Here is a 21,424-nt window from a genome sequence, read left to right on the forward strand (position 1 = left end):
CCTTACAATATAAACATGTCTAAATCAAGTCTATTTTCTGATAATTTTAATCTTTTTTTGTCGATTCTATTAGTTTTTCATCTTCCACTTTAAAATAAAAAATGACTCGGACTAGTATACTTTGTCCGAGTCATCTCTTCTATTTTTATTTTCGCTTACGGTATATCATCCAGCCAATAAATGCTGCAACAATCACTAAGAGTCCAACACCAACCTTAGTTAAAGTTGACATCAGTGCTTCTCTTTCTGCTAAGGCTTCAGCTTCTTCTCTCTCTTTAGCTTCTAAGGCAGCCTGTTCTTCTGCTTTTCTCTGTTCTTCTGCCTGCCTTTCTTCTTCTTCACGTTGTTTTTCTTCTTCAATTTGACGCTTGATTTCCTCATCTTCTTCCCAAGCTTCTTGTAAGCTTGCATTCAATGAATCTACGCCACCTTGAGTAATTTCATTGCCCCCAGAAGTATATTCATCATTGTTTACATCTGCAATATAAGTATTCGCATTTTGCAGGGCTCTTGTTAATGATTTGCCCATTTCTTCATCTTCATAGGCAGACTCAACTTCTGAGATTGTAGCTTCAAGTTCTTCAATATCTACATCAGGTGGATCCTGTACACTGCCTGTCAGTGCCGACCGTGTGTATGAAGTATACATGGCCTTACCTTCTGAATCTTTAGCAATGACTTTAAAATCATATGTTGTGTCTGTATCTAGTCCTTCTATTCTGTAGTTTGGACCTGTCGTTGTACCGACAGATTCATCATTTCTAAACACTTCATATTCAACTGCGTCTTCATGAGGATCCCAGTGCATCGTAACAGTATTACCTGTCACTTCCCCAACTGATAAAATGCTATGTGCAAATTTATCGAAGAAAGCGAGTGTTCTTGGTGCTTTTGAAGCCAATTCACTACGACTTTCATCATTTAGATAATACATAGCAAAGGCTTCTGCAAAGTACTCATCTACATTATTGTAGTAATCTCTTTGTGAATTATCACCAAACAGACTATCGAGCTCAGCGTTCTGAACTGCACGAAATTCTTCCGTTTCACTCACTTGAACCCCGACTGTAAATGAGTCAACAACATGGCCATACTCGTGAAGCTCAAGGTTAATGGCAGAATGCCCTTTACCTGGATCACTATAACCAATTCGTGCGATAGATTCATACGCTCCAGCACCGGGAATCGAATCCCATGAGTTAGTATGTCCTCTAGGGACGCTCCCCTTTAAGTATTCAAATTCTGGTTGTTCAGTAATCGGTGTATCTGCCAATATAAATGTTGCACCATGATTATTCGTTTCATATAAAATTCGATTCTCTACATGATTCATACGACTGATCATCTGCCACGCTTCTTGATTCGCCTCTTCAGATGAAGTCCGAATATCAACCATGTTCAATAAGTATGGATTAATTTCTTCTTGCGCTTTAACAAGCGGTGTGATCATCAATAGCATTGCAATAATAATTAAGCTCGCTCTTCTAGTTGCCCTAATCATCTTTTACCACTCCGAACATCTAAAACTCGTAGTTACTTTCCATATCCCATTCACGTATCTCGTAATTTCTTGCACCTAATTTAATGTAAGGATCCTCGTTGACGAGTGATTCAATTTTACTTTCATCTTCTCCCCTATATATCACGAGCCCTCCGGAGCCATCAGTAAAGCGCCCGTTCATTAAGATATTACCTGCATTTCTATGTGTTTCTAAAAAAGCCAGGTGTTCTGGTCGATGTTGTTTGGATAATGCTTCACTTTTCATCGATAAAAAAACGGCAAAATATTTCATATCTATCTCTCCTTACAGGTACTATACACTAAAATAAAATAGACTTGAAACACAAGCCTATTTTAAAGGTTCTATTTTATTTTTAAATAGCTCAGCTACTTCATCTTTAGACAGTTCTTTTGGCTTGTAATCTACCTGTTCGCCATTAATAAACACAGTTGGCACAATTCTTAATCCACGTTCATTGAAGTCTTTAAGTACTTCCTCACCACGGTCATACTGTGCTTTTAATTCTGGTAAGCCCAGGTCATTTTCACACTTATTAATCGTATCCTTAAAGCTATCCGACCATGAATCTTGTGTCATGAATAGTTCTTTCATTGTATTATACCCTTCGATTGGATCATCATGGTCCACATAATTATTGGCAACAGTACCACGCAATAATTTTGATTTTGTTCTGTCCACATGTTTAAGAACAAGTTTGATATAACCATCATCTGCATAAGGTTTTAATACCTCATCAATAACTTCAAAGAATGTTTGGCAATAAGGGCACCCTAGATTCACAAAAGCTTCAACTTCAACTTTGGCATGGTCTAAGCCCACCGTTAAATATTCAATATCCGCACTATATCTATTTTTCATATAAATCCTCCTAGAAAAATTACTTATTTATACATACCCTATTGTGACCCATCACAACCTAATAAATTCTAAACTTAATGATTTTCTATATAATCATATGCAAATTGTGACAGTATCGCTGAACCATAAGGCAAAGCATCTTCATCCACATTAAATTTAGGGTGATGATTGGGGTAGCTCGTATCTTCACTGCCATTTGTACCTAGCCTAAAGAAGACACCTGGAATCTTGTTAGTGTAATATGAAAAATCTTCTCCACCCATACTCGGTTTCACTTTAAGCAGCTGATTTTCACCAAGGACTTTATCAATTGAGTGATGTAAGTTAGGAATTAATGTTGGTTCATTATAAACTGAAGGAATACCATCTGTATAAGTAAATTCATAAGTCCCACCCATACCCTCAGTAATACCTTTTAAATACTCATCCATTTTTTCTTTAACGAGTGGTCGAAGGTTTGGATTTAATAATCGTACAGTGCCTTCTAAGGCGACCTCTGGCGCAATGACATTTCTCGCAAATCCACCGTTAATCTTCCCTATTGTTAAAACGATGTTTTCTAAAGGATCAACATTTCTACTGACGACCTGCTGCAATGATGCAATGACTGTAGAAGCAATTGCAATCGGGTCAATGGATAGGTGAGGATGGGCAGCATGCCCGCCTTTGCCAATAATTTTAATATCAAATGAGTCTGCACACGCCGTCGCATAACCTTCTGTAATCGAAGTTTCTCCCGTTTTAACTGTCGGGTGCACATGCAGTCCAGCAATCACATCAACATGAGGATTTTGTAAGGCGCCTTCATTTACCATCACCTCTGCACCACTATAGCCCTCTTCAGCTGGCTGGAACAGCAATTTAATATTCCCCTTCTTCAGCGGATTTTGGCTGAGTATATGAGCAGCACCAAGTAAAATTGCAGTATGTGCGTCATGCCCACACAAATGCCCGACGCCATCGACTGACGATTTATAAGGTAGATTACTTTCTTCTTGTATTGGCAGGGCATCCATATCCGCACGTAAAGCAACTGTCGGACCCTCAGATTCTCCTTTTAAAGTAGCTATTAAACCAGTTTTCGCGATCGGGTACTCGATATCAAAATTTAATTGTTCAAGTTTCTCTTTAACGAATCTAACTGTTTCTACTTCTTCAAATGATAGTTCAGGATACTGGTGTAAATGTCTTCTCCAACTAATAATGTCCTCTTTTAATGCGGCTGCTTTCGATAAAATACCTTCTTGCATATAAACACCCCTTCTTCTATTTAATTTAAAGCTAATTGTTTGTCATGAACTTGTCAAATAAATTTCTGAATACTTTTAAAATTATAGGGTAATATAATTTATGCGTTTCAAAATTTCATATTATTACAGACTAATATTTCAATAAATTTCAATTATAAATTTCACAATACTATTTATAACAGTTTTTTAAAAGCATTTTAAATATGTGAAACTTATCTAATAATATGAAATTTAAAATCTACTATGCTATACTAACCATGTTCTGAGATCAACTTTTTAATTATGGAAAAGGAGATAGATTATGCTCAGTTTTAAGAACGTTTCAAAGACTTATGGCGGTAACAAGAAAGCCGTCGACAATATCTCACTCGATATTAATGAGGGTGAATTTATTGCCTTTATTGGTACGAGTGGTAGTGGTAAAACAACCGCTCTACGTATGATCAATCGCATGATTGAACCATCAACAGGCACAATCACAATAAATGGTGAGGATATTTCTAAGAAAAATCCTGTTGAACTTCGTCGTAGCATTGGTTACGTTATTCAACAAATTGGACTCTTACCTCATATGACTATCAAAGAAAACATCACCTTAGTCCCCAGACTATTAAAATGGTCCGATGAAGATAAAGACAAAAAAGCGAGAGAACTAATCAAACTAGTCGATTTACCAGAAGAGTATCTCGACCGTTATCCTTCCGAACTCTCAGGTGGTCAGCAACAACGTATCGGTGTTGTCAGAGCACTTGCAGCTGAACAAAACATCATCCTGATGGATGAACCCTTCGGCGCGCTAGACCCTATTACGCGTGACACCCTACAAGATTTAGTTAAAGAATTACAGAAAAAATTAGGCAAAACATTTATCTTCGTTACCCATGATATGGATGAAGCAATCAAGCTCGCTGACAGAATCGTTATCATGAGTCACGGTAAAATCGTCCAATTTGATACGCCTGACGAAATTTTAAGACATCCTGCTAATGGCTTCGTTCGTGATTTCATTGGTGAAGGCCGCCTCATCCAGGATCGTCCAAATATGAGAACAGTACAAGATGCCATGATTCAACCGATTAGTATCACTGTAGATAAATCAATCAATGATTGTATAACACTCATGAGAGAAAAGCGTATCGATACAATCCTAGTAACAGATGATCAGAAAAAATTACTTGGTTTTGTAGATATTGAAGATATTAATGATGGTTACAGAAAAGGCATGGATCTTGTTGACCTAATGAATCGCGACGTTTATCGAATCGGTGTAGATTCTAAACTTCAAGATTCTGTACGCACTATCTTGAAACGTAACATTAGAAATATTCCAGTTATCGATGATAACAACAAGTTAGTTGGACTCATTACCCGTTCGAACTTAGTAGATATTGTCTATGACACGATTTGGGGAGAAAGCCAGGAAGATGAAAGTAATCCCTTAGGAGTTGAGCAATCATGATGGATTTTCTTAGTTCCAATGGTAGCGACTTACTTTTCAAAACATGGGAACACCTTTATATTTCTATAATATCTTTAGGAATCGGTATTATCATTGCTGTCCCTATAGGTATGGCTATAGCAAACACTAAACGTTTAGCGGGTTGGATACTCACCTTAGCAGGCGTACTGCAAACCGTCCCAACACTAGCCGTACTGGCACTCATGATTCCATTATTCGGCATTGGTCGTGTGCCAGCAATTATTGCACTTAGCGCCTATATCTTATTGCCTATTTTAAATAACACCATTATCGGCGTGAGAAATATTGACCCAGACCTTAGAGATGCAGCTAAAAGCATGGGAATGACTAAGGGTCAAATAATAAAAGGCCTTGAAATCCCCTTAGCTACACCATTAATTTTAAGCGGTATCCGCCTGTCATCTGTATATGTCATTTCATGGGCAACACTTGCGAGTTATATTGGCGCAGGTGGTTTAGGAGATTATATTTTTAATGGGTTAAATACCTACCAACCAGAATTAATTATCAGTGCAACAATCATGGTGACTGTTATTGCTCTACTAGCAGACTATTGTTTGGCACTTACAGAAAAATGGATCACACCCAAAGGATTAAAAGTATCCAGATAGGAGAGAATATATGACACAGATAAAAAGGTTTATAACTGTCATCCTCGTATCTGTTATCTTCTTATCCGGGTGTAGCTTACCTGGTTTAAGTAGCAGTTCGAGCGATGGTATTACAATTACATCATTAAGTACATCTGAATCACAAATCACATCACATATGGTCAGACTTATGATTGAACACTATAGTGATGGAGAACTTCAACCGACTTTAATCAATAATCTAGGCTCATCAACGATTCAACATAACGCCTTAATTACAGGTGATGCTCAAATTTCTGGAACTAGATACACTGGTACAGATTTAACAGGTGCCTTACAAAAAGAACCTGTCAGCGATCCAGATGAGGCCTTAAAATTAGTACAAGATGGTTTTAAAGATCAGTACAATATGAAATTCTATAATTCCTATGGTTTCGATAACACCTATGCTTTTATGGTGACACAGGAAACCGCTGAAGAATATAACCTCGAGAAAACTTCTGATTTAGCTGAATATGCAGATGAATTCGCAGTAGGTGTGGACAACTCTTGGGTTAACCGTGAAGGCGATGGCTATGATGCATTCCAAGAAGCATATGGATTTGGTTTTTCTGACATGAGTCCGATGCAAATTAGTTTGGTATATGAAGCCCTGTATAGTGGCAGCTTAGATGTCGCTTTAGGTTACACAACCGATGGTCGTATTGCAGCCTATGACTTAGTCGTGTTAGAGGATGATTTACAATTCTTCCCACCTTATGATGCATCACCTTTTGCGACCTATGAAATCATTGAAGAATATCCGGTTATAGACGAGGCACTGATGCGTTTAGAAGGTACAATCACAACTGAAACGATGCAACAATTAAACTACCAAGCAGACGAAGAAGGCACTGAACCTGCTATTGTTGCAGAACAATTTTTAGAAGAACATAACTACTTTGAAGAGGAGGAGAATTAAAATGGATGGTAACTTATTAGTTGAACTATTTGATTACTTTACCAATAACTTCCCTTACTTGTTCCGACTCTTCTTAGACCACTTACTTATGAGTGTCTACGGTGTGTTATTTGCTGCGATTGTCGGTGTACCAATTGGTATAATGATTGCGCGTTATTCAAAACTGTCCGGTTTTGTCATCACTTTGGCTAACATTATTCAAACTGTTCCAGCCCTAGCGATGCTTGCAATTTTAATGTTAGTTATGGGCTTAGGAACAAACACCGTCATTATGACCGTCTTTTTATACGCTCTATTACCCATCATAAAAAACACCTATGCTGGCATTAAAGGTGTGGATCATAATATTACTGATGCGGGTAAAAGTATGGGTATGACACGTAATCAAGTATTAAGATTGATTGAATTACCTTTAGCATTATCGGTTATTATTGGTGGCTTCCGCATTGCCCTCGTTGTGGCAATCGGTGTCGTAGCAATCGGTTCCTTTATTGGGGCTCCTACCCTGACAGACTTAATTATCCGAGGAACTAATGCCACTGATGGTACAGTATACATTTTAGCTGGTGCGATACCCATTGCATTAATTGCGGTCATTATCGACTTCGGTCTAAGATTTGTCGAGCGCAAACTAGACCCGACTCATAACCCTGATGACAAAGAACCAAAAGCACAATCCATTAACAATTAATTTGTGAGTGGCCCATGTAGGGCTGCTCTTATTTTATAAAGAGAAAGGTCTTGATTAAGTGGCACTAATGCATATCAATTTTTACTCAAAAGTATTAGGTAAACATCATTATTTCAATATAATTTTACCCGAAGCGGATAGTCATTATGACACAGGGAGTCAAAACAAATTACTACCTACTTTAATGATTCTCCATGGTCTTTCAAGCGATTATAATTCATACCTGCGCTTTACCAGTATTGAGCGTTATGCAAATGATTATGGTATTGCAATCATTCTCCCCGACGGTGACAATAGTTTTTATACCAACATGAAATATGGCCATAGTTATGAGGATCACATCTTAGAAGTTTGGAATTATGCTCATAGCATCTTCCCACTTTCTCTAGATCGTCTTGATAATTTCCTTGCCGGACACTCTATGGGTGGTTTTGGAGCGATTAAAACAACATTCGAACATCCAGAATTATTCTCAAAAGCATGCTTCATGTCAGCAACTACAAACCCTGAAAAATTATTAAACTATAAATGGCAAGACTTTCAGATGGCTAACATAATTGGTGAGGTATCTACTACAAGAGATACGGAACTCGATATCACCACTATTATAGAAAATGGGATACTTTCAAACAATCTACCCGAACTTTATATCATGTGTGGTCAAGAAGATGAACTACACAGTGACAATCTGGAATTTGCTGATACACTTCACTCTAAAGGGGTTAAATTAAAATTTGAAGATGGACCCGGTAAACATGATTATGCTTATTGGGATCAAGGCATAAAAAAAGCAATTGAATGGATGAGCAAGTAAAAAAAGACTAGAAATAAAATCTAGTCTTTTATACATTCGGTCCATATAACCTTGGTGATTCATCAATTTCCTCACCTGTTAATATTTTATTGATTGTTTTAACCCAACTGTCTGGTGTGAATTCTTGGTCTCTAAGATTTTCAAGTAAGCCAATATTGTCGCGGTTATGGTAAAGCACCTCATTCATCTGAGCAATCGTCCAATCCAATGCTGGGCGTTCTAATAACTTAAATTCATCGTCTTTTTTGATTTTACCTTCTCTAAGTACTCTAAAGTACCAACCTGTCCGCCCACTATCTTCTATCTTTTTAGCAAGTTCAATATCGCCATGTCGTCTAGCAAGCTTCCAGCATGGTCTTCTAGGTTGCGAAACTTGAATGGTTGCCTCACCCAGTTCGTAAATATCTCCAATACATACCGATTCTTCATCCATGTGCAAGACAGCAATATTTTCTCCATTGCCACCAGGTCCAATGTCATCAGTAGCGAGTTCAACACGCCATTTTTCGTAGTGACTAACTGCATAAGCAAACAAAGCTTTTTCAGGACCACCATGGTTTTTCTTATCCTGACATTCGTCTCCTACTAAACCATTTTTCGATAAAAATACCGCTTCTTTAGTCTCTTCTTTGAATGCACCAGTCTGCCATTCTTGATCCATCTTTTCTTCTGCCTTAGGATTACCAATCGTTTTTACTTTACCAACAAAAAGTTTGTGAACTTTACCATACACTGGCATTTCTATCACTCCATTTTAAAACAATTTGTTAATCTACCGAGTGACTCAATTTCTACTGTTACAGTGTCACCGTCTTTTATCCAAGGTTTAATTGCTGTTTTATAACCTGAAGCAACACCTTCTGGAGTTCCTGTTAAAATAATATCGCCTGGCTCTAAAGTCATAAACTGGGAAGTATAACTAACTAAACTTCTACTTTTAAATATCATATCATTCGTATTAGAATCTTGTCGTAACTCACCATTGACATAAGTCTTAATACGTAATTTATGAGGTTCTCCGAGTTCTTCTAAGGTGACAATGTATGGTCCAACGGGACAGAACCCATCATAGGTCTTACCTGTTAGCCATTGGCTCGTTCTAAATTGTGATGTTCTCTCCGATACGTCATTCGCATTTGTATAACCAAAAATATAATCCATAGCGTCTTCTCTACTGACACTTTTAGCTGTCTTCCCGATTATAATCGCTAACTCACCTTCATAATCCATTGCAGTCACACCTTGCGGAATATTTATAGTACTATTATGCGCAGTGAGTGCGTTGTTAAACTTAGAAAATAGTATCGGATGTTTGGGAATATCAATTTGCATTTCCTCAGCGTGGCGTTTGTAATTTACCCCAACACAAATGATTTTTCCTGGATTAGGAACAGCTGGTCCAAGAGTGAGACTGTCATACTCTAGAAAATCCACACCTTCACCTTCAATATAAAAATCAATCAGTGCTTCAGCCTTTCCTTGATGGTTCATAACCTCTTGAATCGAACTAAAATCTTCAGATATGTCGAGTACACCTTTAGAAGTAAGTACACCTGTACGACAATCTCCTGAATCTGGATCTATAAAAGTTAGTAATTTCATATTATTACCCCATTCCTAGTTACCTCATTCTATCATAACCTTTATTTTTCCGGTCTAAAAGTCGAGGAGATTTTTACAGTATTAGAATGATACAATATTAATATGTATTAATAGGAGGATTTTTCATGAGTGTATATGTAGCAGAAACAGAAATTCAAATCTTGTATGCAGATACTGATATGATGGGCGTCATCTATCATGGTTCATATATCAAATGGCTTGAACTCGGACGTCGGAAACTAATTGAAGACATCGGTTATGATTATTTAGCGATGGAGAGAGAAGGATATTTAGCCCCAGTACACAACGTCAATATTACCTATGCCAAACCACTAAAATACAGTGATCGTGCCTTTGTCCGCACCTGGGTAGAAGAAAATACAGGTATGCGGACCATCTACGGTTTTGAAATTGTCAACGGAGATGGTGAAGTTTGTACTCACGGTACTACGACACTACTTGTAGTAAAAAAAGTTGATGGAGAGTTCAAACCAGTCGTCTTCAAGCGAGTTTTTCCAGAGTGGTACGCTAAATACGAAGAAATCAAAAAGAAATAAACAGTGTTACCGGCAAATGAGCGTATTCATCTGCCGGTACTTTTGTTTTACTGGACAAAGATAGCACTCATTGACCGGTATTTTGACTTTACCAGTCGATATAGAATTCTCATATCACTTATATTTTTTCGGACAAGTTATTAAATAAACTTAAAATAAAAAGACTCAGGAGGTCTTTTTAAATTTCTATAATTTCTAAGGCATCACGTATCTCATGAACAATATCTTTTGTCAGCCATTCTCTACGGTATCCAAGGCATGCACAAATATATTTAACGCCACCTTCAATAACTTGGTGTCGAAAGTGGATATGCCCCATAACGCTGTATTTAATATCATAGTCCCCATAAAATGTGTCAAAGTCTGACGTACCAATAAAGGCGTTGTAGTAATCAAATAAGCGGTTTGGCATGGGAACTCTAAATGCTTTATGTGTTGCGACATGGGTCATTAAAATAATTTTCTTATCCTTTATCATTTCCAAATCATGTGCAGCTTTTTCTGCAAATTCTAAAGATATCTCTGGATCGCTTTTTCCCCAATCTACACGTACTAAATCTTGCCATGTTCCACCGTAATAACTGCGTTCTTCTAGACGTGATTTAGAAAAGCGGTCACTTGCGTAAGTATAGTCGTACCAAGCGGCATTCATAACGATTGCCCAGCCGTTACCTAGATCTACAGGTTCGCCTTCTTTATAATACTTCGTGCTTTTGAAGAATTGATGTATCTCCTGTGTCGTCTTATCATCTCCTGATTGATTCCAAAAATCATGGTTGCCTGGCACAAAGTAAATCACAACGCCTGTCATTTGTTCCAGTGCCTGCATGAAACGATAAGACCGCATATGATCATTTGAAATATCGCCCGCTATCAACAACACATCGAGTGATTGACGATTCACCTCATTTGCCAAGGTTAAGGTAAAATCCTTCTGTTGTAGTTTTTCATCATTGTATCGATCAATATGCAAATCAGAAATCACACCAATTTTCATACTTCTTTTCGCTCCTGTAATATGTCGAATTATATATATTATATATGATACCCTTACAAAATTTTAATAATTCGCATCAAGAAAAAAAGCCACCGGTTTTTACCAGCGGCCGATATTCAAATGTTCTATTCACCTTCGTCATCTGATTCAGTATCTTCTGACTCTGTATCTTCTGATTCTGTGCCTTCAGTCTCTGTTTCAGTTCCTTCTGTACCAGATTCTTCTGTTTCTGTACCTTCCTCTGTACCTTCTTCTTCAGAACCGCCTCCGCATGCAGCAAGTGCCAATACGCCTACTAATGATGTAACAGTTAAGAGTTTCTTCATAATAAATTCCCTCTCCTTAAAGTAGTATAGGTTTTCAGACTGAATCGTGATGTTAGTCCTAGCTTACCCCAAAGAAATTATGGAATACACATGTTTTACAGACCCTTAACAATTTAGAAAACTTATGATCTTTTATAACTGCATTTCAGCTAAATCTGCACCTCAAACTAGACATCCCAAGTCTCCCTGTTCTCACACATATCCCAGAACATATACTCGTACTTACTCGTCTTTACAACAATATCTTCCAAGACCTTCAGCTCACGTTCAGGCTTCCCTTCGGCCAAGCGATTCATAAGTTTCATAGCATTATTATTTAAGGCAGTAAACTCCGCATCAGAATACATATCTACCCATTCTTTGTATGGATTCTTATCATGGTTATACTGCTCTTTTAAATGACTGCCAATAAAATTATAAGACCAAGCACAAGTTAATAAACATGCAGCTACAACAGCAGCATCTCCGCGCTGAGCATGATTTAGCATATAAGATGTATAAGCCGTATTCACAGCTGATGCTTCTGTCTCCAACAATTCATCCTCAGATATACCAAAGCGTTTTGAAAAAGATCGGTGTAAATCCATCTCCCCGAACAAAGTCCCATGTAATAACTCTGTAAACAAGTTCATCGTCTCTAGATCTGGTGCCTTCTCTGCACCAATCGCCATTAAACGAGAATACTCCACAAGATAGACGTAATCCTGCTTTAACCAGTGCTGAAACTTCTCATTATCAAGCGAGCCATCCCCTAAACCTTTAACAAAAGGATGTTCCAAATAAGAAGACCAAATCCCTTCCACACGCGTCCATAAACGTTCAGTAAACATTAAAACTCCCCTTCCGACCAGACAAGATAAAAACCCGAACCTGTTGAGAGGTCCGAGTCCATTAGAAAGGTGTCGCCAAAATTTATCGACACAGACTTCCCTAACGCAGGTCCTAACCTACAGGTTCAAAGGGTCGATTGTTCATCTCTCAGCACAAAAGTGCACCCCTAGTCTTTATTATTTAATTTGTAGGTGAGCAAAAAGGCAAAACTTAACACCCAAAAGTTTTTGAGGGAAACTCCATCGAAAGAGATAATCATCACTATGATTGTCCATCAGTCGTTTGATTCGAATTCTTAAATCGTAACAGATAAATAAAACGTAAATTGTAATCCATCAAATTCTCGATTTAAAATAGGTCTCTTTCTACCAATACATGACTTATATGCTTGTTAGTGTGACGTCAATCGTTTCAGTACTGTTAAATTTATCGATTAAGATTGATTTTTTGTTAACGAGTGTTTCAAGTTCTGACAGATATTCTTTGATCTCATCTTCATTGATGATACCCTCTTCAACAATACCTACCCCAGATATAGTCTTAACACGTTCACGACCATAGCCAAAAGTAATATTGTTCTTTATATTGTTGATGATACCACGTTCAATTTTCAATGACTCTAAGGCACTAGATGCGGTTATTTCAGTGCCGTCAAGAACCACTGTAGCTGTAGAATTTTTGTGGTGAATTGCTGTTTTTAAAGTTACTAAATCATTTCTCAATTGCTTTACTTTAGCTAGTGATTCATTAACTTTAGAAAGCTTATCTGCATGATCAATTTTTTCATTGTTAACCGAAATAGGCACTCGGTACTCTGTACTGAATTTCTCATATTCATTAGCGAGTTCGGTTCTAAGATTACTTACAGTAAAAATTGCTTCTTGTAGAGTGACTGTTGTCATCATAACCTCCAAATTTCATTCTTTATTTAACATTATCGATTAGTACAATCTTTTGCAAATAATTAAACAAAAAAACCAACTCTTGTAGAGTTGGTTGAAACAGCCGACAACGAGAATCGAACTCGTATTGCAGCCTTACCATGGCTGTGTTCTACCATTAAACTATGTCGGCATAAGTAATCAATACACTTTACTATAGTATAAATGGCAAATTATTTCTAGTCTATTTATAAGAAAATAAGAGAACACAGCATGTTGTTTAAAAGTCTTACTTAAAAGTTTTATATAAGAAGTCCAAATCTTCTTTTATTGCACTTATATCATTACCAAGATCATAGTTATATTCAAGAACTAAGTCCGCTTCTGGTGTATACATATTATACAATTTAACAAAGTCTTCAAAATCTAATGAACCATCATGAATTCTATTATGATCATCTCTCCCTTCAACATTATTATGCAAGTGATAATGCGTAATTTGCTCCTTTAAAGAAGAAATAATATTTTCAAGACTCCAGTTATTAGCATTAACGTGGCCAATATCGATAAGTAGATTATTTCCCTCTTCTTTACACATACTTATAAATTCTTCTTCATCAAATAGTACATTATTTTTAGCATAGACCCCTGCATTTTCAACGAGGATTTCAACATCAGATTCTTTACAAATGTCATCCAATTCATGAAGATTTTTTTGACTTTCAACTATTGATGAAGCTTTATTCTCATCAGTAATTTTTTTGTTATTATGATGAAAAACAAGATGCTTGATATTTAAGTCTTCACAGATTTCTAAGGTTTGTTCAATCTGGTCTATGGCATATTTATAAGCATCTGTACCTTTCTCTGCACTATGCTCCACCTTAAAATACGGACCATGCATGGACAAGGGTCTGTCTTTGATTAGCGATTTAATTTCGGCTAATTCATCTTTAAATCTTTTATCTTCAAAATTCGGGAACAGTTCAAGTCCAAAATCGAATGTATCATAATCAACTAGTAATTCTTTTAGTGGCTTAAAGCCAGTAGTAATAAATGCGTTTGTACTAAGTAAAATATTCATTATAAATCCTCCATCAAATATTTATAGTTTGTTTCTGTTTCTTTATCAAAGAAGTGAACATGTTCTCGATTAACGATAACCGACACCTCGTCTTGATTAATGATTGTGTTAGACATTACAATAATTTCTGTTGCACCAATTTGAATGGTGTGAGCGACCTCTGCTCCAAAATTTTCTCTAAAAATGACTTTCCCTTTGATGTCCCCATCATCATTTTCACTAATCTTCATATTTTCCGGTCTAATACCGAGATATACTTTCTTACCTTCTAATTCTTTGCCCACTCCATTGATACTACTAATATCTATGGATTGTTCATCGAAACAGAACTGCTTATCTTTAACAAAACCATCAAGAATATTCATTGGTGGTGAACCAATGAACTGAGCTGTAAACAAGTTCCTTGGTTGATGATAGACGTTATAAGGCGTATCTACCATCTGAACTTCACCCTTATTTAAAACGACGATACGATCTCCAAGTGCCATCGCTTCAACTTGGTCATGAGTCACATAGACAAAAGTCTGTTTAAATTCTTCATGAAGCTTTAATAACTCTCTACGAGCCACTACTCTTAGTTTTGCATCTAGATTTGATAAGGGTTCATCTAGTAAAAAGTAATTTGATTGCTTCACTGTTGCTCTAGCCAAAGCCACTCTTTGCCTCTGACCCCCAGAAAGATCTTTAGGCATACGCTTTCTATACTGTTCTAATTCCAGCATTGCTAAAACTTTCTCTAAACGATTTTCTCTATCAGTTTTAGATACTCCATTACGCTTTAATGCATAGAGAATATTTTTCTCCACACTCATATGGGGATATAAGGCATAGTTTTGGAAGACCATAGCAATATTTCTTTCTCCAGATGCTAGATGTGTTACATTTCTATCTCCAAGAAATACTTCACCACTAGTGATTTTTTCAAGGCCTGCAATCATCCTTAATATAGTCGATTTACCACATCCAGAAGGGCCAAGAAATATAGTTCTCTCCCCTTCTTTAATCTCTAGATTCAAATTATCTATTACGGTATTGTCACCATAACTTTTGTTTACGTTTTTTAAAATAATTGATGTCATTAACTTACTCCTCACTTAATTCCGCTAGATGAAAAAGTATTTATGATGTAACGTTGGAAAATTAAATATAAGATCAATGGAATCGCCATTGTTATCACAGATAAAGCCATAGCTACCGTAAAGTTTGTCCCACCCTCTGAACTTACAAATAGCTGTAAAGCGAGTGGCAGTGTATAACTATCTCTAGAACGTAGCATTAGAAGGGGCCAGACATAATCATTCCACGCCAAGATAAAAAACCAAATTGCTGTTGAAGTTAGTGCCGGTCTGACAATTGGTAATACATGATCCTTCATAATATTAAAAGTAGAGATATTATCTACTTGAGCTGCCTCAATTAAAGGTTTAGGAATGTTTCTCATTGCTTGCGTTAACATAAATATTCCTATGGCATCTGCTAATTGTGGGAGAATAACTCCCCATACACTGTCAATTAGGTCAAAATGAGAAACGATTAAATAGTTGGGTATCATAGTGACTGTAAAAGGAATAAAAATGGTACTGATTAGTAAAAAATATGTTGCTTTTTTAAATTTAAAATTAAAATATGTCAATGCGTATGCTGCCAGCAAAGAAGTTACTATTTTGAAAAAAGTGATGATGCTCGCAATGACAAAGGTATTCAATGTAATCTTAAACAATGGAATTGTTTCATATAAACCTTGATAATTCTCGAGAGTAAATGAATTAGGAATTAAATTAATTGTTGACACGAAGGCGTCATTTAAATGTTTAAAAGAGTTTGATACTGCAAATAAAATTGGATATAAGGCAACCACTATAAAAATAATGATTAGAATGTGCCATATAAACTGTCTAATTTTCATAATATACATTCCTTTCTACAAATATGAATTGCATTGCAAGAAGAAACATAAATATGATTAAAGTAATGACAGAGCTTGCTGCTGAGACTCCTGTATTAAATAGATCAAATGCTTCATGATAGGAGTGATATATTAGGTTGCTACTGTGGTAGTTAGGACCACCTTGTGTGACAACTCTAATCGGAGTAAATACATATTGTAGCCCCTGCACAATGGTCATAATTAATATGTAAAAACCTGTTGCTGAACTCATCGGTATGATGATATCTGTAAAAATTCTAAATTTAGATATTTTATCCACCTTAGCTGCTTCAATAATTTCAGTTGGTATCCCGACAATTCCTGAATAGAGCACAATAAAGTTATAGCCAAATACTTTCCAAGCTACGATTAGACTCAGAACGACAATAACCATACCTTCAGTTACTGTCCAATTCGGTATAGATAAACCAAACCAAGCTAAAACGATGGCGACCGGTCCTGATACTGGATTCAAAATCCAAAGAAATAACATGGAGCCAACAACTAGAGAAATTACGGAAGGTGTAAATATCGCAACCTTGTATATACCTTTATTTGATTTAATTAAATGAGCGATAATATATGCCATTATGTAGGTCAGTCCTGTATTAAGAATAATAAAAAGTAAAATATATATGAAGGTTTGGACTATAATTCTTCTAAATGTTGGATCTGTTAATAGTGCCTTATAATTATCTAAGCCTACATATGTTTTATTTGGAGATATTAAGTTCCAATCAAAAAAACTTAAATAAATCGTATAAACTAATGGCCCTACTGTAAAAATAGCTAATAGTAATAATGCAGGTGCCAAAAGTAGTATATTTATATACTTTTTACTCACCAAAAAGCCTCCTTATTTTAAAGCTACAGGAGATTGAATGGTCAATCTCCTGTCTTTAAAATTATTCTAAAAGATTGTTGATTTCTTCTTCTGTATTAGATACTGTTTCCTCAACATCTACATCTCCGCCTAGGATAATATCTCTCATATCTAATAATTTTTGTTCCGCTTCTAAGCCAGAATCTCCTGGGAATGAAGCCCACGGAACCATGGCATCCATCTGCTCAATGGCTGGGATCATTAGCTCATTTTCTTCTAAAAATGTTTTTAATCCTTCCTCACTATCCGATACGCCTTCACGTGGTGGCACATAACCCGTACCTTTAGTCCACTCGGCAATAGATTCCACACTGTATAAATATCTCATGAACTCCCAAGCGGCAGCTTGCTCATCTTCCTCTTGTGCTGTAATTGACAACATCGCTCCACCTGCTGGTACACGCTTTTCTTTTCCTTCCCAAGTCGGTGACTGTATTGCAGCAACATCAAATTGTGAATTTGATTCGACATTATTACGCTGTGCAATTGTCGTATAAAGCATGCCGACATTACCGTCAATAAAACTCTGAATGCCTTGATCCCATCCAATGTGTAGCGCTAGATTATCATTGACAAGGTCTTGATAATATTGGAATACTTCAATACCTTCTTCAGATGCGAAACTCGCTTTCCCATCTTCTATAAAGTTAGCACCATTACTTTCAACCATTGCTTGTTGACCCCATGAATCTGCTGGTTCTTGAATATAGACACCATACTTACCTGTAGTTTCATTAATTGCCTCAGAATATTCTCTGACTTCTTCCCAAGTTGTTGGGCCTTCAACATCTAAGCCAGCTTCTTCTAACAAATCTCTATTGATATATAAAACTGGGCTACTTAATGAATAAGGAATACCGACTTGATTTCCTTCTGTATTTTGACCAAGTTCTAGAATATTAGGTAAGAAATTATCTTCTAAAAATGTACTGTCTTCATCATGATAATTATCAATCACTTCCTGAGGTTCAACATACTCAAAATTCTCAGAGAAGTAATCTAAAAATGCCCACCCAACTTGTACAACTGCTGGCGATTTTCCTGAAGCAACTTCAGCTTGCATATTAGACATTAATCCTGCATACATATCTGGATTGTATCTCGCGATAACTTCTACATTATCGCTCTGTGCATTAAAATCCTCGACGAGTTGGTCGACAGTATTTCCACCTTGTGTTTCTGCATTGACGTGCCAGTATTCAATGACAGTTTTCTCTTCGGTTTCCGCTGATGCCTCATTTGATTCATCACTATTTCCACAAGCTGCAAGTGACAGAACAAATAGTGACATGAGTAACAATAAGTATTTCTTTTTCATAAAAATTTAAACCTCCATATATTTTTCAACTAGATAGTCGTTTAACTGATCAAGGTTATAAACGGTAATATTATGTACTGTTTGCTGATTAAAATGATTAATGTGTATTGAATCGATGCCAGAATCCACAGATGCTTGTATATCATTATGATAGTTATCCCCAATTTTAATAATATTATGCCCTGGAAATTTTTTAGCGATTTCTTCTATATGATTCCTAAGTTCAACGGGCTTCTTTGCATCAAAGATATACATATCAAAGTCGCCATTAAGGTTTAAATAATCTATAAATGGTGTCGCACTCACTTCCGGTGAGTTTGTCATTAATACCTTTGGTAACTTTAGATTCTTAATCGTATTGATTAGCTCGAAGTTGATTGAAATCTCCTGATTATTAATCATTTTTTCTCTTGTTTTAAGAAATGCTTGATGATTATCTTCTTCGGAAATATTATATTTATCTGCAATATAAAAGAGGATTTGCCATACATCACCAAGCGCTTTTTCTTTGTATAAAAATTCTTTTTGATCCGGCATAGAGAATTGCTCAGCAATCTGCTTATAATCCTCCAACATCTCCGCTCTTTTACTTTCCACAACTGTTAAATTATTAATATATGTGTCGATAAAATCTTCCGAGTAATATAATGTGCCATCCATGTCAAATACTAATACGTCGCTAGTCACAGAGTTTCTCCTTTAATATATATTTACTTTTAAAGTGTGGCGCCTATCATTCCCTCCTTAAAATAAGAGAGACCAATACTGACATTTCAACTGAATGTCAATATTGGTCTCTCTATCGCACCATTTGCTATTCACTTTTCAATAATTATAATAACTAGTGAATATTAATTTTTGTTGATTATTTTGTTAATAATTGTTAGAAATATATTTCCACATATTAATATTAGAAGTGGAGACAGCTTCTGCACCATGTTCAAGCGCTCTTTCAAAAACGTAATCGTAATTGACTAAGCCACCTGTAATGATTGGTATATCTGTATGCTTTTTTATTTCAGGAATTAAATCTGAAACTAGAGCGGGCATGATTTCTAAATAGTCAGGTTGATTTTTTTCTAAACCTGCCAAAGTTAAGTTCAACATTCTAGTATCTACTATAAATGACCTTTGTACGACTTCTAATTTTTCTTTGTGTGCCCTTTTAATATGACCGGACCTCGTTGTGATTATACCTTTAGCTTTAACATTATTCTTTAAATACTTAAAAGCATAGTCATCGACCTTCAAGCCATCTATATATTCTAAATGAATATAACACGGAATGTCCTCGTCATTGAGCTGCTTGACTATGTGCTCTAAATTACTAATGTTACCAAATAAAACAAATACACATTTCAAGTTTTCCTTAAATTTAATTGCCTTTTCTAATTGTTTAAAATTTAATACTGCAGCGATTAGTTTTTTATCTGCTTTCATTTTTTCCCTCCATATTTAGTCCTAACTAATCCTCTATAAACTTCGCAATGATTGTGCCAATTAATAAGGCCCATATTGGTGCACTGATATAAAAGTAAGTAATGCCTGATGCTGAAATAATAAAAGCAAAAATCACACTCATAGTATATTTAGGATTGGAAAAACTCCGTTTTAATGTTGAAGAAAATACTCCGATTAAGACAAAACCAGTCAGTATTGCCATCAATGATGCTGGTAGATCAAACATTAAAGGAACCAATGCCCAAGCGAATACTGCAAAGATAATCATGACCACACTTGAAATAACTGAAGAAATGTAACGTTTTGATTTTTCTCCTGAGGCATGATCTGACGCAATAGTCGTCATCATTCCACCAACATTGGCAGATTGTCCGCCAAAGATAGTGGCACCAAGTGAAGCAATTCCACTTGCCGTCAAAATATTGTTGACTGGGACTTTATAGCCATTACTTTCCAAAGCACCAATGGCAGGTGTCGCATCATTTGATAGTATTAATAAAGTTAAAGGCAATGTGATTGAAATGATTGCGGAAATAGAAAATTCGGGCACAGTAAAGGTAGGAGCAACCGGAGTGGTACCTATCGCCGAAAAATCGAAATGATTCAAGACAAAATACATAATCACCGCTGTAAATACACCCGCTAACATTGGTGGAATAATTAAATCCCATTTTCTAAAAATAAAAAACACTAGAATCGTAGTCAGACCTATAGCTGGCATTTCTATAGCTGCAGGTATGATTCCAAATACGTACGATGAAATAATACCTGCCAACATCGCAGCAATAATTTCCCGGGGAATCCAGCTCATCACTTTTTTAAATATCCCTGATACACCAAATAAAATGACGATGAGTGCAGTAATGATATAACTACCGACAAGCTCTTCAAAAGTGAAATATGGTGTCACTGTGACTAAAAATGCAACACCTGTAATAGAGTGTGCGCCGACTATAGGCATCCGGTAGTAAAGGGACATAATGAGTCCAAGTAGCGCACCAAAAATATGTACACCATAAAACCAAGTGATTGTTTGTTCATGACTGATCATACCCGCATTTGCCGCTTCAATTACCATAACGGGTGGACCGATAATACCTAGCATTCCAGTCATCAAACCACCTGCAATATTATCTCTGTTTATATCATTTAATATTTGTGGTTTGTATATACTATGTTTCATAAAAAAGTCTCCTGTCTACTAATAACATAATGCTATCACTACTATAAATTTTGTCTAGTTATATTGAGATATTAAGACCATATATAAATAATTCAACCCTCTCATATATAATATGACAGGGTTGATACAAAAGTTTTACCCTCAAAACTAAGCCGAACGTTAGCAATTCTTGAGGCATCGCGTGAGCCTGTAGTCTCACACAGATGC

Annotated in this window: 24 protein-coding genes, 1 tRNA gene and 1 riboswitch; of the genes, 6 read left to right on the top strand and 19 right to left on the bottom strand. The window is 36.2% G+C overall.

Annotation, left to right across the window (positions count from 1 at the left end):
- Positions 1-145: 145 nt before the first annotated feature.
- From EYB29_RS06940 to EYB29_RS06955, 4 genes are all read right to left on the bottom strand, one after another.
- A complete protein-coding gene (locus EYB29_RS06940) occupies positions 146-1,501 on the bottom strand; it encodes a fibronectin type III domain-containing protein (RefSeq protein WP_166626961.1) in 1,356 nt (451 codons plus the stop codon).
- 19 nt (positions 1,502-1,520) lie between these two features.
- Entirely contained in the window at positions 1,521-1,793 is a 273-nt protein-coding gene (locus tag EYB29_RS06945; protein WP_026866063.1) for a YciI family protein, read from the bottom strand.
- A gap of 57 nt (positions 1,794-1,850) precedes the next feature.
- On the bottom strand, positions 1,851-2,381 hold the full coding sequence (locus EYB29_RS06950) for a thioredoxin domain-containing protein (RefSeq protein ID WP_035855657.1): 531 nt from the start codon (positions 2,379-2,381) through the stop codon (positions 1,851-1,853).
- A gap of 74 nt (positions 2,382-2,455) precedes the next feature.
- The gene (locus EYB29_RS06955) at positions 2,456-3,631 is read right to left on the bottom strand and encodes a M20 metallopeptidase family protein (RefSeq protein ID WP_166626962.1); all 1,176 of its coding nucleotides are present in this window, start codon (positions 3,629-3,631) and stop codon (positions 2,456-2,458) included.
- Between the two features lie 301 nt (positions 3,632-3,932).
- On the opposite strand from EYB29_RS06955, the gene EYB29_RS06960 reads away from it, so the two are divergent.
- From EYB29_RS06960 to EYB29_RS06980, 5 genes are read left to right on the top strand one after another with little or no spacing between them, the layout of a single operon-like run.
- Complete coding sequence (locus tag EYB29_RS06960; RefSeq protein WP_166626963.1) at positions 3,933-5,090, top strand: betaine/proline/choline family ABC transporter ATP-binding protein; 1,158 nt, start codon at positions 3,933-3,935, stop codon at positions 5,088-5,090.
- On the top strand, positions 5,087-5,722 hold the full coding sequence (locus EYB29_RS06965; RefSeq protein ID WP_026866067.1) for an ABC transporter permease: 636 nt from the start codon (positions 5,087-5,089) through the stop codon (positions 5,720-5,722). The genes EYB29_RS06960 and EYB29_RS06965 overlap by 4 nt, the downstream gene beginning before the upstream one ends.
- Before the next feature lie 10 nt (positions 5,723-5,732).
- Positions 5,733-6,662 carry an osmoprotectant ABC transporter substrate-binding protein gene (locus EYB29_RS06970; RefSeq protein ID WP_026866068.1) on the top strand — a complete coding sequence of 310 codons (930 nt, stop codon included), beginning with the start codon at positions 5,733-5,735 and terminating at the stop codon, positions 6,660-6,662.
- Position 6,663: 1 nt separating this feature from the next.
- Positions 6,664-7,353, top strand: a complete 690-nt coding sequence (locus EYB29_RS06975; protein ID WP_026866069.1) for an ABC transporter permease — start codon at positions 6,664-6,666, stop codon at positions 7,351-7,353.
- Between the two features lie 58 nt (positions 7,354-7,411).
- Entirely contained in the window at positions 7,412-8,167 is a 756-nt protein-coding gene (locus EYB29_RS06980; RefSeq protein WP_166626964.1) for an alpha/beta hydrolase, read from the top strand.
- A gap of 28 nt (positions 8,168-8,195) precedes the next feature.
- On the opposite strand, the gene EYB29_RS06985 is transcribed toward EYB29_RS06980, so the two are convergent.
- Together EYB29_RS06985 and EYB29_RS06990 are read right to left on the bottom strand one after the other, a co-directional pair.
- A complete protein-coding gene (locus tag EYB29_RS06985; protein WP_026866071.1) occupies positions 8,196-8,906 on the bottom strand; it encodes an MOSC domain-containing protein in 711 nt (236 codons plus the stop codon).
- Positions 8,907-8,911: 5 nt separating this feature from the next.
- Entirely contained in the window at positions 8,912-9,769 is an 858-nt protein-coding gene (locus EYB29_RS06990; protein ID WP_166626965.1) for a fumarylacetoacetate hydrolase family protein, read from the bottom strand.
- A gap of 125 nt (positions 9,770-9,894) precedes the next feature.
- On the opposite strand from EYB29_RS06990, the gene EYB29_RS06995 reads away from it, so the two are divergent.
- Positions 9,895-10,326 (top strand): acyl-CoA thioesterase, encoded by a 432-nt coding sequence (locus EYB29_RS06995; RefSeq protein ID WP_035855668.1) that lies wholly within the window; start codon positions 9,895-9,897, stop codon positions 10,324-10,326.
- Positions 10,327-10,504: 178 nt separating this feature from the next.
- Here EYB29_RS06995 and EYB29_RS07000 read toward each other — a convergent pair whose 3' ends face one another.
- From EYB29_RS07000 to EYB29_RS07060, 13 genes are all read right to left on the bottom strand, one after another.
- A complete protein-coding gene (locus EYB29_RS07000) occupies positions 10,505-11,323 on the bottom strand; it encodes a metallophosphoesterase (protein ID WP_166626966.1) in 819 nt (272 codons plus the stop codon).
- Between the two features lie 125 nt (positions 11,324-11,448).
- On the bottom strand, positions 11,449-11,649 hold the full coding sequence (locus tag EYB29_RS07005; protein WP_026866075.1) for a hypothetical protein: 201 nt from the start codon (positions 11,647-11,649) through the stop codon (positions 11,449-11,451).
- Positions 11,650-11,816: 167 nt separating this feature from the next.
- Positions 11,817-12,479, bottom strand: coding sequence for a thiaminase II (gene tenA, locus EYB29_RS07010; protein WP_166626967.1), 663 nt, complete (start codon positions 12,477-12,479; stop codon positions 11,817-11,819).
- A gap of 80 nt (positions 12,480-12,559) precedes the next feature.
- Positions 12,560-12,658: riboswitch (TPP riboswitch) on the bottom strand.
- Positions 12,659-12,860: 202 nt separating this feature from the next.
- Positions 12,861-13,382 carry a hypothetical protein gene (locus tag EYB29_RS07015; protein WP_205710600.1) on the bottom strand — a complete coding sequence of 174 codons (522 nt, stop codon included), beginning with the start codon at positions 13,380-13,382 and terminating at the stop codon, positions 12,861-12,863.
- A gap of 101 nt (positions 13,383-13,483) precedes the next feature.
- Positions 13,484-13,554 (bottom strand) — tRNA-Thr (locus EYB29_RS07020).
- 96 nt (positions 13,555-13,650) lie between these two features.
- Positions 13,651-14,445, bottom strand: a complete 795-nt coding sequence (locus tag EYB29_RS07025) for a sugar phosphate isomerase/epimerase family protein (RefSeq protein ID WP_166626969.1) — start codon at positions 14,443-14,445, stop codon at positions 13,651-13,653.
- Entirely contained in the window at positions 14,445-15,524 is a 1,080-nt protein-coding gene (locus EYB29_RS07030; protein WP_166626970.1) for an ABC transporter ATP-binding protein, read from the bottom strand. Before EYB29_RS07030 ends, EYB29_RS07025 begins: the two co-directional genes overlap by 1 nt.
- Before the next feature lie 11 nt (positions 15,525-15,535).
- A complete protein-coding gene (locus EYB29_RS07035; protein WP_166626971.1) occupies positions 15,536-16,351 on the bottom strand; it encodes a carbohydrate ABC transporter permease in 816 nt (271 codons plus the stop codon).
- The gene (locus EYB29_RS07040; protein ID WP_166626972.1) at positions 16,341-17,216 is read right to left on the bottom strand and encodes a carbohydrate ABC transporter permease; all 876 of its coding nucleotides are present in this window, start codon (positions 17,214-17,216) and stop codon (positions 16,341-16,343) included. The genes EYB29_RS07035 and EYB29_RS07040 overlap by 11 nt, the downstream gene beginning before the upstream one ends.
- Before the next feature lie 61 nt (positions 17,217-17,277).
- Positions 17,278-18,573 carry an ABC transporter substrate-binding protein gene (locus EYB29_RS07045; protein ID WP_166626973.1) on the bottom strand — a complete coding sequence of 432 codons (1,296 nt, stop codon included), beginning with the start codon at positions 18,571-18,573 and terminating at the stop codon, positions 17,278-17,280.
- A 6-nt stretch (positions 18,574-18,579) separates the two neighbouring features.
- Positions 18,580-19,260: an HAD family hydrolase gene (locus EYB29_RS07050; protein ID WP_166626974.1), complete on the bottom strand. Its 681-nt coding sequence runs from the start codon at positions 19,258-19,260 to the stop codon at positions 18,580-18,582.
- A gap of 186 nt (positions 19,261-19,446) precedes the next feature.
- Positions 19,447-20,013, bottom strand: a complete 567-nt coding sequence (locus tag EYB29_RS07055) for a glycerol-3-phosphate responsive antiterminator (protein ID WP_166626975.1) — start codon at positions 20,011-20,013, stop codon at positions 19,447-19,449.
- A 25-nt stretch (positions 20,014-20,038) separates the two neighbouring features.
- On the bottom strand, positions 20,039-21,217 hold the full coding sequence (locus EYB29_RS07060; protein WP_166626976.1) for a benzoate/H(+) symporter BenE family transporter: 1,179 nt from the start codon (positions 21,215-21,217) through the stop codon (positions 20,039-20,041).
- Positions 21,218-21,424: the final 207 nt, after the last annotated feature.

It is taken from the genome of Jeotgalicoccus sp. S0W5 (genome assembly GCF_011634875.1).
Lineage (GTDB): Bacteria > Bacillota > Bacilli > Staphylococcales > Salinicoccaceae > Jeotgalicoccus > Jeotgalicoccus marinus.